This is a genomic window from Porphyromonas catoniae ATCC 51270 (assembly GCF_000565015.1).
Lineage (GTDB): Bacteria > Bacteroidota > Bacteroidia > Bacteroidales > Porphyromonadaceae > Porphyromonas > Porphyromonas catoniae.
This window is the reverse complement of sequence record NZ_JDFF01000008.1, coordinates 35931-49947: the sequence shown is the minus strand read 5'-3', so window position 1 is coordinate 49947 and position 14017 is coordinate 35931. Positions and strand designations below refer to the sequence as shown.

Here is a 14017-nt window from a genome sequence, read left to right as displayed (position 1 = left end):
CTTTAACACCTATTAAATACCCAATAAATAATGAGTGAACAGCAGATACAGGTCACCATGACCCAAGAAGAAGCCCAGGCGTTCCAAGCCTACAAGGAGCGCAGGGACAAGGAAGAGCGCGAAGCCCGCGAGAAGGCAGACCGCGACGCCTACCGCGAGCTATCCAAGGAGACCGTCGACAGGGTCTTCCCCCGCCTTGTGGAGCTTAGTGGACAACTCAAAGAAGCTAAGTCAGGCGTCTACGAGAGCTTTGGCGACCTCCTCGAGACCAAGGCAAGCGTCATGGGACAGGAGACCGCAGGACAGCGCAGCCACAGCTTCAGTAGCTCGGACGGCACAAGGCGCATCATCCTCGGCTACTACGTCCGCGACGGCTGGGACGAGACCGCCGAAGATGGCGTGGAGCTCGTCAAGCAATACGTCCGTAACCTCGCCCAAGACGCTAAGACGCAGGAGGCGGTAGACATCATCATGGAGCTCCTAGCCCGTGATGGCAAGGGCAACCTCAAGCTCGAGAACATCCTGAAACTCGAGCAGACCGCCCAGAAGTACGAAGCCGAAGACCTCAAGAAGGGCGTTGCCATCATCAAGGAAGCCTACCGCCCCGAGCGCACCAAGGACTTTGTACGCGCCCAGCAGAAGAACAGCCTAGGTAAGTGGGTGGACATTGCCCTCGGGATGACCGAAGCGTAAAGGTGTGAGGAACAAGCGAAGTAGAGGCGTGTAAAAGAAAAAGCCCCCGACCCGAAGTGAGCCGAGAGCCTTATGTGATTTGAGCAACACAAAGGTACGGAAATCAATCGGGATAAGGGGATGGCAAAGGATAGACGATATCGAAAGACGACGATGGAGAAGGCAGCACGTGTGCGGGCTATTGTGGAGCGTTACCATGAGCGTGGTAACCACCGCCGCTCGTACCCCATGATCCACCGCACCTACGTCTACCCCGTCTACCCGATGAGCCTCCGCACGATGATGCACTACCTCATGATCGCCCGAGGCGAAGCGGACACCTCGCCCGAAGTCGAGGCAGAGCCCGCCCGAGGGCTGTACCCCCTCTTCGACGCTTGGGACGCCGAACGCCACCCCTGGGATACGTAAAGACAAGCCACCAAACAAACATGAGGGACGGGCAGTGTGTCATCCGACGCACTGCCCGTCTGCTTGTGTCTGACTATACCTTATCTCAATACTCTGGGACGAAGCTCTTATGTACCTTCGTTATTCGGTAGGCTACGATCTTGTTCTCGTGGTAGAGGGCTATGGCATCTACAAGGAAGATCTTGTTAAGCTCCGCCTCATCAGTCCCCACAAACCAGTGTCTTACCTCTTCATCGAACAACAGCTTGCGGGGTCTGCGAAAGTCAAACGCCTCAATCATCCCTCCATCCTGCCGCGTGCGGCTCAGGAGGACTCGCTCCTTCGCCTCTTTGATGCGGCAGCTTTCCCCATTGATTACCACGAGGACAATGCCCTCCTGCTCTTTCCTGATACCCCTTAGCCTGAGGTACGCCTTTCGTAGACCTTCTATTATACTCATACCGATAGATTACTTCAGTGGGTACTTAATCACGGCTCAATCATCATACGGCTGGAGCGTGTGCCGTGGCTAGCTGGATACCCCACAGAGGTGGTGAACCGCTCGATGTGGTTCTGGAGTCCTGCGTGGTTGTGGTCAAGCTCGGCAGAGGTGAGCTGGAGGGCAGAGAAGCCCTCGCCCGAGAGTCCAATCAGGGCGCGCTCAATGCGCTCCAAGAGGTCAAGGTGCTGGAGTGCCTCGGGGGCATAGCCGCTTCGGTTAGGGCGTTTGGGGGCGTAGCGTGTAATGATGTGCAGCGTAATCACCACGGGGTAGCGTGGCACACCTCGAGAGACCGAAGAGAAGCTAATCGGATCAAACTCAAGGAAGACCGCTGGGGTATCGAAGATAATGCCTTGCTCGAGGTTCTCCATATTCTCGTTCCACAAGTCAAAGTACTTAATATCGGGAAGCTCTTTCTTGAGCTGAGCGCAAATGCGCTCGTAAAGGAAACGTCTCATATTATGGTTGCTTTTATAGTTCTAGGTGGGTATGCTTCTGGAGCTCCTTCACCAGCTCTTCTCCCCACCGCTGGAAGTGCTTCAGGGCGATCTTCTCGACCATCTTATCAATCTCTGGGTGGTCACCCACAAAGCGACGCTGGGGGATAACCAGCTTGCGCGTATAGGAGGAGACAGAGTGCCCACGGACGTCCACACGTCGCATCCTGCCATGCACTCGGCGCTTAGCTTTGTGCGCCTTGCGAGTGTGGGTGCGGATCGACACATTGCCCTCAAAGCCCTCATTGTGTGCCACAGCGTAGGGCATTGCCGAAGTGAAGTGCACCCCATCCTGAGAGACGTGTGCCTTAAGCGAGCGGCGGAGCTTCCCCGATACCAGAAGCAGCGACCCTCGGCGGTCGTTCCTTCGTGGCTGCCACACCTTGTCAAAGAATGCCTTACGTGTAAAGTTCCTGTCGAACTCATCCGCTAGCTTCACCTTGAGATCCTTGAGGATATCCATCCGAACCTCTTGTCCTGACTTCATCGTTTACGAATTAGTTGTATCTTTGTCGGTGAAAGAAGTAAGTCATTAATGTCAGTCTTTCCCAGGGCGTCAAGCAGGGAGCGAGCTTTTAGTGACTTACTTCTTTTCTTTTTTATCTGGTTGTCCTTCCCTTAAGTCTTTAGGTGGGTCTTTTTCCAGAGAGTAAATCACCGCACCATCATATTGCTTATGCATACGGGCATTTACGTAATAGGTTATACCTTCAATCTCTAGAGTATAATACGAGAAGTAGCGTGCCTCGTTGTGCTTACGTTGACCTTGGCTATCAGTACGACAAGGAGCCCAGCCAACATACTTAAAATCGTATCGATTGGATATATCATAAGCTGTTATCCACCTCTGTACGGCTATATCTTCACGAGCATGCTCTCTAATATCCTCAAGTGAACGACGTAGCATGATGAGGTGAGGGCTTGATTTGTCTTCAGGCTCATACCTCAGCCCATCAAAGGGCGGGATCTTCTTCCTCTGAACTTTAGCAACCTCCCTAGCCTTCTTCTGTACCTCTTCCAGCTCCCTCACCTCGAGTATCTTCTTCAGGACGTCGCAGGCGTCGCCTGTGTCGTCACCTTGGGCGTTGCGTGAGACAGCGCAGCGTGCTATGCCGCCCTTGCCGAAGTAGGGGTGCTTTTCGGGAAAGATGCGTAAGTCCTTGCCTGGGTTGCCACGAAATACCTCTTGCTTATTGCCACGGAGGGTAGCTTCGCCACGCTCACGGGCGGCGGTGCTATCGGAAACGGGGTAATCTTCGGGCAGTACTTCCACAACGTTGCAGCGACAGCGCCAGCCGTTGGGTGGGTAGTAATCACTCCAGAACTTATCCCCCTTGGGTAGGGTAATGCCCTCTAGGGCTTCGTGGTCGGGGCGCACACGGTTGTCGCCAGCGGTGCGGTATTGGAGGAGGTACTCATCACCTGAAGCCTCTTGACCCAGCCATCGGTCAGCCATGAGGGCAGATCCTACAGCGTGATCGTACTCGGCTTCTAGATAGTTCACATTATATCGGTCATGCACCTTACGGACGTCCTCGCGGAACGCATCGAAGGGGCGGATCTTCCCCTCGGAGGTGGTGAGGGATAGCCCCAGCTCACGGAGGCTGTGGTAGGTACGAAAGCCCGAGAAAACGAAGGTGTTCTCCTCCAAAGCTGAGCGCACTGCCTCGGGCGTCTCTTCGGAGAGCTTGTTTAGGGCTGGACGCAATACCTCATAGCTCTCTTCGATGGCAGCACGTATAGGCTTATCGCGGAGCATGGACGCCTTAAAGCCCTTCTTCTTGTAGATATGTCGGGCAGCACGAGCGAATACCTCCTCGTGGTAGGGACGCATTTGATTGCCCTTACCCTTGCTCTTGAGGCAGACGGGGCAGATAGCGTGATAGAGTTCTGCTAGCTCTTTATGTAGCGCAGCATATCGATTAGCCAGTTGGATAGTGGGGGACAAAGGCGCAGCTACAGACGCCTCACCTTGCCCCCTTAGGCGAAAAAATCGCTGTCCTTAGCTAATGCCGTGCTTTGTTCCTCTTGCTCTCCCCCTGCTCCAGCACCAGCCTCACCAAAGCCTAGCCCATTACTGCGCTTACCAACAATCGGCACGCCATACTTACGCACGAAGTACTCGGGGTCGACATCATAATACTGGAGGATGACACGCTCTTGCTCACGCATCTCGGCATCGGTCATCTCGTCGGAGTAGTCCCAGGCAAAGGTCAGCCCCGAGACGGGGAAGCCCGAGGCAGCCATAAGGGGGAGGAGGCGGTCGTTGATGATGTAGCCCAGACGCTTGGCATCGGAGGCACAGACGCTTTCAAAGATTTCAAGGTGCACCTCCGACTGCGACAGCGAAGAGCCGTTGTCAATCGTCATCGTCTGCGAGAGGATGATCTTACTTAGCTCCTTATCGCAGCGATCGAGTCGTTTGTCATAGACGTTGTAGGCATCGCCCCGAGAAGACTCCTGAAACGAAATCTTGGTATCCTCGGGGAAGACGCCCCAGAAGGCTGCACCCATATTGTCCATCACCTGCTCGATGCGGGCAATGTCTGCCTTGTTGGTGGCGGAGGTATTAGCAATGCGCATCGGCATGCCGAAGATTTCCCCGAAGGTATCCCAGTACGCCCCCATGTTCTTCTTGCTGATATAATAGGGTGTACACCTGATGAGTAGCCCCAAGTTATCGGGCTTGCCCACCTCGACGAGCCAACGGGCGTAGTCGCCTTCACGATAGGGTATACCCTGCGCTATGTCGTCGGAGGGATCACGAAGGATCACACCATACTCAGGGACGACGTGCTTACGGGGGATGAGCGAGGCAGAAGTAAAGTACAGCCCCTTGTCGTCGGAGAGCACCTCACCCAGCTCGATGAGGCTATGTCCCCAGAACACGGAGTCTAGAGCTAAACTCAAGAAATCATAAAACCACTCACGCTGAAAGAGGGCGGTAGCCTCGGGGGCTTCCTCGCCATCGGAGGTGAGGAGGCGGAAGGGTCGCCCGAGGGTCTTGCTCTTTCGCTGCTCGATACAGCCTGTGAGGTGTCCATCGACGAGGCTGTCCGAGTAGAGGTCGTAGAGGAAGGCACGGCGAGGGGTCTCGACGTTGATCGCCATCTGCCAAGCACGCCGCCAGGTGGCGATGTCCTTCTGCGTGAGGGCGTCGGTCTTGCGGGTAATCTCGGCAATGATGCGTCGTGCCTGTACGCTCTTGGCAAGCTGAAGGAGTTTATTGTCGGAGGCGTTTCCTCGCCTTGAGGTATTGCGGTATTGTGCCATGAGGAGCAATTAATAGTGGTAGGTATTCTTCTTCAGTCCCCCAGAGCGAATGGTCTCCAGCCCGTTAGGCTTGCCCGTCCCAGGATTGGTGGGTGAGGGGAGGTTCGGGTTGTTCACGCCCTTCTGCACGTCCACGAGCCACTGAATGGCGTTATCGTAGAGTTCCTTGTAGCGTTCGTAGCCCATTTGGTAGGGGAGGCGGTGGAGCATCTGGTAGAGGGCGAGGTGGACGATGACCTGCACGAGGAGGGGGTTACGCTCCATGCCACGCTGGGCGAAGGTTGCCTCGACGTCGTAGCGAGCGCGGAGGTAGCCCGAGGCAAGTTCGATGGCGACACGCTCGGCTGCCTGCCACTCGTCGGGATGCTCGCTAATGACCGCCTGCTCCTCGGAGGTGATGGCGGTGCGGTAGTCTACTTCAGTGATGTACATAGCTGAGGTGCGAAAGAGGGAGAGGTAAGAAAGAGGGCTTTACGGATGACCTTACTACGGGCGTGGCTAGGGATGGCGTCAAGGCGTACGGCAAGAGGGAGGAGACGTAAACGAAAGAGCCAACGCCGCTCGGTGAGGATGACGGCAGCACGCTGTCCCGTAAGCTGGGTATAGCGTAGAGCCTTGCGCTTTGCCTCCGCAAGGAGGTAATCGTAGATGAGGAGTTTGAGCGCAGTGAAGAGTCGCTTATTGAGGGTGATGATGTCCATAATGCACAGCGGTTAATGAGTAGTTAAAGGGCGATTTACCAGCGGTTACGTCCAGCGTTGGGTCGCCTACCGATGATGGGGGCGAGGTCTTGGGTGCGGCTGCGACGCTGGAGGAGCCAGATTGCGCCTTCGTCAGCATCTGGTCCGTCATCGTGAACGGAAGAGCCAGCCTCAAAGCTGAGGGTCTGCTCGATGGAGGCTGCCATGTCGGGGTCGTTGCGGTACGCCTCATTATAAAAGACCTTGCCTCGCTCCCAGAGGGGGGAGACGGCTTCGATGCGTGCGTACTTATTGGGCTTTTGGCGTTTGTCGCCCGTGATGGGGAGCTGGTAGCCACGCTGCCACCCCTCAGCCGAGAAGTCGTCAAGGAGGATATCCTGCATAAAGCTTGCCTCCATATAGATGCGGAGCGTTGCGCCTTGGCTCGTCACCCATTCGTAGACGTCATACACCCAGCGCACCATCTCGGCAATCGAACATTGACGCAGGAAGGGGCGGACGCAGTGCAGCTCGCCCCCTGCGGTTGCACCCCAGAGCTTGGCTGCCTTGTAGTCGTTCTTCTTCGTGCCTCGCCATGAGGGGTCAATGTAGAGGACAAGGTCGCTGTAGGTGGAGAGCTTGGGTAAGCGTTTGTATCTGATCCACTCTTGCCTAAAGACCGAGCCTTCAAGGATGGGGTTATTGAGGAACTCCTTATTAAAGGCGCGGTAGCCCATGAATGCCTCCAGCTCCCTGACCTCGTCGCGTGTCCACTTCGCTGCCCACGTGACGTCCCCACGGCTATTAAGGATATTGACGCGTGAGGTGTGGACACTCTTGATCTGACTGATGTTGTAGAGGACGGAGTTACGGGCGATGAGGTTACCCACCATGATGAACCGCCCCCGTCCGCCGTCGAGCGCACCGAAGAGGGCTTCACGCACCCACTCAGTGAGGCGGTTCACGCGATCCTTATTGAGTACCAGTTCGTCGTCGTCGAGGTCATCGATGACGATATAGTCGGGGCGGTGGTTGCGGTGGCGCAAGCCACGGGGTGACTGACCGCGTCCGAGGGCAAAGAAGGCAGTGCCGTCTTGGGTGACGAACCGCCCCTCCTCCCACGAGCCGAGGCTGACCTGCGTGCCAAAGTCGGCGGTGTAGCGTTGGTTATGCTCCAGCTCCGCCTGAATGTCACCTATTAGGGTCTTGGCGTTGTCGTAGCTCTTGCCAACGAGTACCATGACGTTCAGGTATCTACGCCCGAGGTAGCTCATTGCCTTGAGCCACATCGGAACAAAGATGTCCATGTGGGTGGACTTGGCGTGACCTCTCGCCCACTGAAAGACCGCCCTTAGGTTATCGTTATCGCGGATAAGGCGGGCGGCTTCGATATGGAAGGGCGCGCAGGGGGTAACCTTCCCCGTGGCTTCATTGTGCACGAAGTGAGGGAAGTAGTACTCTACGAAGGCGTTGTAATCACTGAGGAGGGAGCGAATGCGCTTGTCCCTGTCGCCTGGGGTCTCTTGGGGGAGGAAGGCGGTGGAGGAGCGCACCAGCTCACACCTGCTCTTCCACCGCTCGAGGGCGTCTTTTTTCTCTGTTGCCGTTGCCATGCTGGGGTATACCTTACAATGTCTTTTTGACTGCAAAAGTCCCCCAGAATACACCCGAAATCAATTATCCCTGCAAAGTTTGCAGCGTTTCTTTCCCTCTTCTTGCCCCCTTCTGACCTTTGCAGCAAAAACAAGCGTAAAGGCATGAAGCAAGTCATCATCTCCACCTCCGCCCTGAACTCCTACGGCACGCGTGTGCTGACTTCGGGCGTGGACATCGAGCAGTACAAGCGTAACCCCGTCCTCCTCTGGATGCATAGGCGATACGACCGCGAGGATATTCCCATCGGGCGCATGGAAGACATACACATCGAGGGGGATAAGATCATCGGGACGCCCGTGTTTGACATGACCGACGAGTTCGCTGCGAAGATTGCCCGTAAGTGGGAGCAAGGCTTCCTCCGTATGTCGTCCGCTGGGCTGACGATCCTTGAGCTAAGCGACGCCCCCGAGCATCTCCTCCCAGGGCAGACACGGATGACGATCACACGCTCTAAGCTCGATGAGGTCTCGATTGTCGACATCGGGGCAAATGACGAAGCTCTCGCCATCGATCTGTATAACGACAAGGGCGAACGCATCACCCTTGCCACGGGCGCAGCGTCGGTAGACCTCCCCCTCCTCTCCTTAAGTACACCCCCAACACCCCTAACTCCAAATAATAACGAAGAAGCAATGAACGAACAGATTTCGCTTGCCCTCGGACTGCCTAAGGAGGCTACCGAGGCGGAAGTCCTAGCCTCCATCGAGCAGCTACGCCTCAAGGCGCAGCAAGCCGAAGAGATGAGTCGCCAGATGGTCACAGGACAGATTGACGAAGCGGTACGCCTTGGCAAGATCACCGAAGCCCAGCGGCAGCACTACACCCAGATTGGACTTGCGATGGGTGCAGAGACGCTCCGTATCACCCTCAGTGACCTCACGGCTGCGCGACGCCCGTCCGAACTCCTCCACCCCTCCACGGGTCAGGTAGCCCCCACGCAGTACGCCAAGCTCTCCGACGTCCCAGCAGGCACACTGGCAAGCCTTAAGGCGGAGCAGCCGCAAGAATACGCACGCCTCTATAAGGCGGAGTACGGCATTGACCTCCCTCAGTAACAACACTAATCGATTACACAAGAAAATGAAGAAACTCTCAAGCTGGGTCGCTCCCCTTGTGGTGACCCTCGGCGTCCTCGCCATCGACGCTGCTGTTGGTGCGCTCCTCGCCCTCCTCATCGGCATCCCTGCCTGGATCGGGTCGGTCGTCCTCCTCCTTGCCCTCCTCTGTGTGGGCGTCATCTACAAGCCAGGCAACATCAACGCTGGCGTAGCACAAGAGGTCTGGACGGGCGTCATGGTGAAGAAGCTCCGTGAAGCCCTCGAACACCTCGGCTGGTACACCCGCATCCCCTCCTACGACGAGCATGTCGAGAACGACGTCATCCACTTTGTCGAGCTGGGCGGTGACCCGAAGGTGCTCATCGATAACAACACCTACCCCCTCAACGTCCAGGAGCTACAAGACGGTGACCGCGCGGTATCCCTCGCCAACTTTGAAACGGAGGCAACCGCCATCAGCGACAAGGAGCTTGATACCATCAGCTACGACAAGCTGGGGAGTGTGAAGGAACGCCACAAGGAAGCCGTCGCTGCCGAGATCATCGGTAAAGCCCTGCACGCCATCGCACCACAGACGCACAGCGAAGCGGACTCGCCCGTCTTCGTCACCTCGGGCGACACCGCCGCAGAAGGTGGACGCAAGAAGCTCACGCTCTCCGACCTCCTTCGCCTTAAAAAGTGGTTCGATGGGAAGAACATCCCTCAGGGGCAGCGCGTGCTGGTACTCTGCAGTGACCACGTGCAAGACCTCCTCTCTGTGAGCGAGACCTTCCTGCGTCAATACAACCTCGACAACGTCAATGGCATGGTGGGTCGCCTCTACGGCTTCGACATCTACGAGATGAGTTCGTCTCCCCTCTACGATGCGACTGCCAAGACGAAGCTTGCCTACGGGGCGGTAGCTCAGGCAAAGCACAAGCCTGCCTCCATCGCCTACCACGACAAGAGCATGATGCGTGCCACGGGGACTCTGAAGACCTACTCCAGCAAGGCGGAGGAAGACCCGCTGCATCACCGCAACCTCTTCAATGTCCGCCAGCGCGCCATCTGCATGCCGCTGCGCAGCAAGGGCTGTACCGCCGCCCTCGTCTCTGCCACTGCTTAGCCACCCAGAGTATTAGTCATGGCTAAGTTACGCTACCTCGTCCTCCACTGCACCGCCACCCCTGAGGGGCGGGCAGTGACCAGCGACGAGATCCGCAGATGGCACACCGCACCAGTAGCTAAGGGCGGTAGAGGCTGGAAGCAAGTCGGCTACACCGATATGATCCACCTCGATGGCAAAGTGGAGCGACTCGTCAGCAACAACGAAGATGCCGAGGTAGACCCCTGGGAGGTCACCAATGGCGCAGTGGGCTACAACCAGATCTCCCGCCACGTCGTCTACGTCGGCGGCTGTGCTAAGGATGGCAAGACCCCCAAGGACACCCGTACACCCCAGCAACTCGAAGCCTTGAAGCGGTACGTCCTTAACTTCCACGCAAAGCACCCCTGTGTCCGCATTATCGGACATAACGAGGTGGCGAAGAAGGCTTGCCCTAGCTTCGACGTGCAGCGGTGGCTAAGGTCAATCGGCATTAATCAGTAACAACGAACAGCGAAGTATCACCCATGATGGATCATATCCTACAGCTCCTGCAGTGGCTGGTGCCGACGGGGGGCGTAGGGATGCTCCTAGGGTGGCTGACCAGCACAAGGCTACGACATGCACGAGTCAATAAAGAGGTACACGATACCTACAAGGCGATGTACGAGGACGTCCACGGACAGCTCCTCCAGCTCTCCGAAGAGACCTCGGAGCTGCGCACCCTCCTCGCGCGCCTCGAGCGGGCGATTACGAAAGGCTCGAGCTGCCGCATTTGGGCTACTTGCCCTATTCGGCGTGAGCTGCAGCGTACAGAAGTCGAGCCAGACCTCCGTCAGCTCCTCCGACAGCGTCCGCGAGCGCGTCGAGATACACCAACAGCCCGTGACCATACCTCAGGAGACAGCGACGCTCCCCCAGCTCTCGATCTCGACCCTCCGTGACCTCCCCGAGGGCGCAGGCTACCACGTCAAAAAGGGACGCCTTACACTAGGTGTCTCCAAGCGCGACGGCAAGCTCGACATCACCGCGGAAGCCGACTCTGTGACCGCCCTTGTCCCCCTGAAGGTGCTCCGCAGCATCGAGCATAAGACTTTGCAGACGGAGACTACGAAGAAGGCGGACGTCCACACAGGACTCCTTGCAACGCTCACCCGCCCCCTCTCCCTCCTTATAATCGTACTACTCACCCTAACAGCAATCATATTATGGCACAAGATATTCAGACCCCTGAAGAGCAGATAAAGCCCGTGGGTCAGCCCGCAACACCCCAAGAGCCTACTGAAGCTCAAAACACAATGCCTGAAGGTACATCCGAGGATACGACCGAAGACAAGGCAAAGGCAACGAAGAAGGGAGCAAAGAATGCTCCCAAGAAGTCTACACCTGAAGAGGATGCAGACGCACCTAACGAAGAAGATGCAGCAGGTGAAGCAGGCGATGGTACAGCTGACGATAAAGAACCTCTTGAAGAAGCTGAAGAAGACGCTACAACGGCTCTTGAGAAGCTGGCGCGTGAGATTATGGAAGAGAACAGTATGGACGTCATCTTCGCTACAACCGATGGGACGCTCTTTGGCTACTACACCGATGCACGCAACCATGCCCGTAACATCAAGGACGAGACCGTCTGTTACTTCACGCGCCCTGGACTCTCCACCGAGGAGCTACAGAAGCTCGTCCCCTCGTCCCTCCTTCACCCCGAGGCAGAACAGCAAGAAACGAAGTAAGACATGAATAAGCTAACATTCCTTCGGGAGAACGGGGGCATTCCTGCCTCCCTCCCTGGGGAGGATCATATCACGGGCTACCTCGCCTATGTGACCGACCTCCCAACTGCTAAGCCTGAGGTCAAGGACGGCTTTAGTACGACTAATCGTATCCTCCCCATCTCCTCTATCGAGCGTGCCGAAGCTCTCGGTATCACTGCCGATAACGCTAAGTGGGAGCTACATGTCTTGCACTATCAGCTCTCTGAGATCTACCGACTGAACCCAGGTGTCCTCCTCTACGTTGGGCTGTTTGCAAAGCCCACAGGTGGTAATTACACCTTCGCCGAGCTGAAGCTTTTGCAACGCTACGCTGAGGGTCGCCTTCGCCAGGTGGGGATCTACCTTGGTGACGTGGCGGTGACAGCTAGCCTCCTCACGACGCTGAGTGGTGTAACAGACAACCTTTCTGTCGCTTCGATGCCCCTCTCCGTCCTCCTCGCCCCAAAGGTCACCTCCCCCGTCTCTTCCCTCCCCGCGAACCTTGCGGGCAGTGGCAAGAGCCGTGTGTCGGTGGTGATCGCCCAGGACGGCGAAGGCGTAGCTGCAAAGCTCTACACCGCAGACGCCAACAAGACGGCGAAGACCAGCGTCTCTGCCCTCGGAGCGTTCCTCGGCATCCTCTCCCGCGCCAAGGTACACCAGTCCATTGCGTGGGTGGATCAGTTCCCACTGGGGCTTTCGCTCGCTGGCTTTGGGGACGGCACACTCCTGCGTGACCTCGATGAGGCGGTGATTGACACGCTCGACAAGGCGCACTACCTCTTTGCCGTCACCTACCCCGACATCAGCGGCACGTACGCCAGCGACAGCCACACGATGGACGACGCCCTCAGCGACTACGCCTTCCTCGAACGCGTCCGCACGATGGACAAAGCCGAGCGCGGTATCCGTCGCTACCTCGTCGGCAAGCTCTCGGGGAGCATCTATATGGACGAGACGACGGGCAAGATCCAGAGCCACTCCATCGCCTACCTCGAAACCGAAGCCAACCGCGCCCTTGAGGATATGGCAAAGGCAGGCGAACTATCAGGTTATCGGGTCTACATCGACCCCGAGCAGGACGTCCTCGCCTCCTCCAAGATCGAGATCATCATCCGCTCTGTCCCCGTAGGTGTCGCCCGCAAGTTTGTCCTCAAGATCGGATACACCAACAAACTCTAATCACAGCAGTCATGGCAATAGATCACAACGGAACGCCCCTCATTAACGGCATCCTCCACAGCTGGGCATCGATCCAAGTCGCTATCCAAGGTGTCCCCCTCACGGGCATTACCTCCATCGAGTACGAGGACAAGCAGGAGATCAGCAACAAGTACGGCGCAGGACGCTACCCCGTGGGGCGTGGCGTTGGGCGCATCACCCCAACCGCCAAGCTCACCCTCTATCTCGATGAGGTGAACCTCCTGCAGGCGAAGAGCAAGACGGGCAGGTTACAAGACCTCGGGATGTTCGACGTCCTCGTTGGCTACCTCCACCCCACAACGGGACTTATCACCTACGATAAGGTGCGCAACTGCCACTTCTCCGACAACGCCCGCAAGGTCAAGGAGGGCGACACCGACATACAGGTCGAGCTGGAGCTTATCCCCTCGCACATCGAGTGGGGCATTAAGGCGTAGTTATTCACCGATTAAACACTGATTAAGCAGGTATTATGACTGAAGAAAAGAAAGAAGTGAAGACCGAACAAAAGCGTATCGGCGAGCTTACACCCGAAGCCCTCGAAGCCCTGAAGGCAAAGACCCGTGGGCGCGTCTACCTCGTGGAGATCACCGACGAAGACGAAGTGCACTGCCTCTACCTCCGCCGCCCCGACTTTAATGTCCTCAAAGCCGTCTCCGCCATGAGCAAGACGGACGAACTGGAGTCGTCGCTCGTTTTCCTCCGTAACTGCCGTGTGGCTGGTAGTGATGCTGTCCTCGAGGATGGTGTCCTTGCCCTCGCTGCAGCACAAGCTGCCGCCTCCCTCCTCACCTCCGCCAAGGCAAGCCTAAAAAACGTATAGAGGCGCACCTCCTCTCCGATGAGGACGGTCACGACGACTTCCTCAAGGGGTGTGCCCTCATTCGCGCCAACCTCGGGCTTGACCCTCACAGCCTAAACGAAGAGGACTGGGCAAGAAGCCTTGCCCAGTCCCTCTGGCTGGAGAAACGACGCGAGGGGCAGCTGCAGCGCGCCATCGCCCTTGCCCTCGGTGCAAAAGACGGAGACTCGTAAACGGGGCTAGTATGCGCCTTTACTAATCGCGCCTAAAGAAGCCTCCACGAAACAGCCCCTCCCGCCACGTCCGCGTGAAGGGATAGCAGACTAGCCCAATAAGGACAACGACCGCAAGCAGGAAGACGCTACCCATAATGAGGTAAGCGGCAATTCTAAAGAGGATATTCTCTTCGAGCATAAGTACAACGTATATCT

Annotated in this window: 20 protein-coding genes; 11 read left to right on the top strand and 9 right to left on the bottom strand. The window is 56.9% G+C overall.

The genetic code is table 11. The features are described from left to right. Nucleotides 1-30 precede the first annotated feature (30 nt). Together HMPREF0636_RS01265 and HMPREF0636_RS08185 are read left to right on the top strand one after the other, a co-directional pair. Entirely contained in the window at nt 31-693 is a 663-nt protein-coding gene (locus HMPREF0636_RS01265; protein WP_044167949.1) for a DUF3164 family protein, read from the top strand. 120 nt (nt 694-813) lie between these two features. After that, nucleotides 814-1101: a hypothetical protein gene (locus HMPREF0636_RS08185; RefSeq protein WP_052328688.1), complete on the top strand. Its 288-nt coding sequence runs from the start codon at nt 814-816 to the stop codon at nt 1099-1101. An 85-nt stretch (nt 1102-1186) separates the two neighbouring features. On the opposite strand, the gene HMPREF0636_RS01255 is transcribed toward HMPREF0636_RS08185, so the two are convergent. The 8 genes from HMPREF0636_RS01255 to HMPREF0636_RS01225 all read right to left on the bottom strand — a co-directional run bounded on the left by HMPREF0636_RS01255 (nt 1187) and on the right by HMPREF0636_RS01225 (nt 7645). Continuing rightward, nucleotides 1187-1540, bottom strand: a complete 354-nt coding sequence (locus HMPREF0636_RS01255) for a hypothetical protein (RefSeq protein WP_044167948.1) — start codon at nt 1538-1540, stop codon at nt 1187-1189. 29 nt (nt 1541-1569) lie between these two features. Then, on the bottom strand, nt 1570-2040 hold the full coding sequence (locus HMPREF0636_RS08180; protein ID WP_052328687.1) for a hypothetical protein: 471 nt from the start codon (nt 2038-2040) through the stop codon (nt 1570-1572). Nucleotides 2041-2053: 13 nt separating this feature from the next. Then, nucleotides 2054-2566 (bottom strand): phage virion morphogenesis family protein, encoded by a 513-nt coding sequence (locus HMPREF0636_RS01245; protein WP_044167946.1) that lies wholly within the window; start codon nt 2564-2566, stop codon nt 2054-2056. A 96-nt stretch (nt 2567-2662) separates the two neighbouring features. Continuing rightward, nucleotides 2663-4027 (bottom strand): phage head morphogenesis protein, encoded by a 1365-nt coding sequence (locus HMPREF0636_RS08175; protein ID WP_052328686.1) that lies wholly within the window; start codon nt 4025-4027, stop codon nt 2663-2665. Nucleotides 4028-4059: 32 nt separating this feature from the next. Then, nucleotides 4060-5352: a phage portal protein family protein gene (locus HMPREF0636_RS01235; protein WP_081748373.1), complete on the bottom strand. Its 1293-nt coding sequence runs from the start codon at nt 5350-5352 to the stop codon at nt 4060-4062. A 9-nt stretch (nt 5353-5361) separates the two neighbouring features. Next, nucleotides 5362-5784 carry a phage protein Gp36 family protein gene (locus HMPREF0636_RS08320; protein ID WP_044167945.1) on the bottom strand — a complete coding sequence of 141 codons (423 nt, stop codon included), beginning with the start codon at nt 5782-5784 and terminating at the stop codon, nt 5362-5364. Continuing rightward, a complete protein-coding gene (locus HMPREF0636_RS08405) occupies nt 5766-6053 on the bottom strand; it encodes a hypothetical protein (protein WP_052328683.1) in 288 nt (95 codons plus the stop codon). The genes HMPREF0636_RS08320 and HMPREF0636_RS08405 overlap by 19 nt, the downstream gene beginning before the upstream one ends. 35 nt (nt 6054-6088) lie before the next feature. Further along, nucleotides 6089-7645 carry a hypothetical protein gene (locus tag HMPREF0636_RS01225; RefSeq protein WP_044167944.1) on the bottom strand — a complete coding sequence of 519 codons (1557 nt, stop codon included), beginning with the start codon at nt 7643-7645 and terminating at the stop codon, nt 6089-6091. 144 nt (nt 7646-7789) lie between these two features. Here HMPREF0636_RS01225 and HMPREF0636_RS01220 point away from each other — a divergent pair, with 144 nt between their 5' ends. The 9 genes from HMPREF0636_RS01220 to HMPREF0636_RS01180 are packed head-to-tail and all read left to right on the top strand — an operon-like array spanning nt 7790 to nt 13607. Continuing rightward, on the top strand, nt 7790-8743 hold the full coding sequence (locus tag HMPREF0636_RS01220; protein ID WP_044167941.1) for a hypothetical protein: 954 nt from the start codon (nt 7790-7792) through the stop codon (nt 8741-8743). A gap of 25 nt (nt 8744-8768) precedes the next feature. Continuing rightward, complete coding sequence (locus HMPREF0636_RS01215) at nt 8769-9851, top strand: hypothetical protein (RefSeq protein WP_044167940.1); 1083 nt, start codon at nt 8769-8771, stop codon at nt 9849-9851. A gap of 18 nt (nt 9852-9869) precedes the next feature. After that, a complete protein-coding gene (locus tag HMPREF0636_RS01210) occupies nt 9870-10334 on the top strand; it encodes an N-acetylmuramoyl-L-alanine amidase (RefSeq protein WP_044167939.1) in 465 nt (154 codons plus the stop codon). Between the two features lie 23 nt (nt 10335-10357). Next, nucleotides 10358-10774: a hypothetical protein gene (locus HMPREF0636_RS01205; protein ID WP_044167937.1), complete on the top strand. Its 417-nt coding sequence runs from the start codon at nt 10358-10360 to the stop codon at nt 10772-10774. After that, nucleotides 10716-11075, top strand: coding sequence for a hypothetical protein (locus HMPREF0636_RS01200; protein ID WP_044167935.1), 360 nt, complete (start codon nt 10716-10718; stop codon nt 11073-11075). The genes HMPREF0636_RS01205 and HMPREF0636_RS01200 overlap by 59 nt, the downstream gene beginning before the upstream one ends. Next, complete coding sequence (locus HMPREF0636_RS01195; RefSeq protein WP_044167934.1) at nt 11039-11560, top strand: hypothetical protein; 522 nt, start codon at nt 11039-11041, stop codon at nt 11558-11560. The genes HMPREF0636_RS01200 and HMPREF0636_RS01195 overlap by 37 nt, the downstream gene beginning before the upstream one ends. A gap of 3 nt (nt 11561-11563) precedes the next feature. After that, nucleotides 11564-12763: a DUF2586 family protein gene (locus HMPREF0636_RS01190; protein WP_044167931.1), complete on the top strand. Its 1200-nt coding sequence runs from the start codon at nt 11564-11566 to the stop codon at nt 12761-12763. 11 nt (nt 12764-12774) lie between these two features. Then, a complete protein-coding gene (locus tag HMPREF0636_RS01185) occupies nt 12775-13221 on the top strand; it encodes a hypothetical protein (RefSeq protein ID WP_044167929.1) in 447 nt (148 codons plus the stop codon). Between the two features lie 35 nt (nt 13222-13256). Continuing rightward, on the top strand, nt 13257-13607 hold the full coding sequence (locus HMPREF0636_RS01180; RefSeq protein WP_044167928.1) for a hypothetical protein: 351 nt from the start codon (nt 13257-13259) through the stop codon (nt 13605-13607). A 234-nt stretch (nt 13608-13841) separates the two neighbouring features. On the opposite strand, the gene HMPREF0636_RS08400 is transcribed toward HMPREF0636_RS01180, so the two are convergent. Continuing rightward, nucleotides 13842-14000, bottom strand: a complete 159-nt coding sequence (locus tag HMPREF0636_RS08400) for a hypothetical protein (RefSeq protein WP_155807257.1) — start codon at nt 13998-14000, stop codon at nt 13842-13844. Nucleotides 14001-14017: the final 17 nt, after the last annotated feature.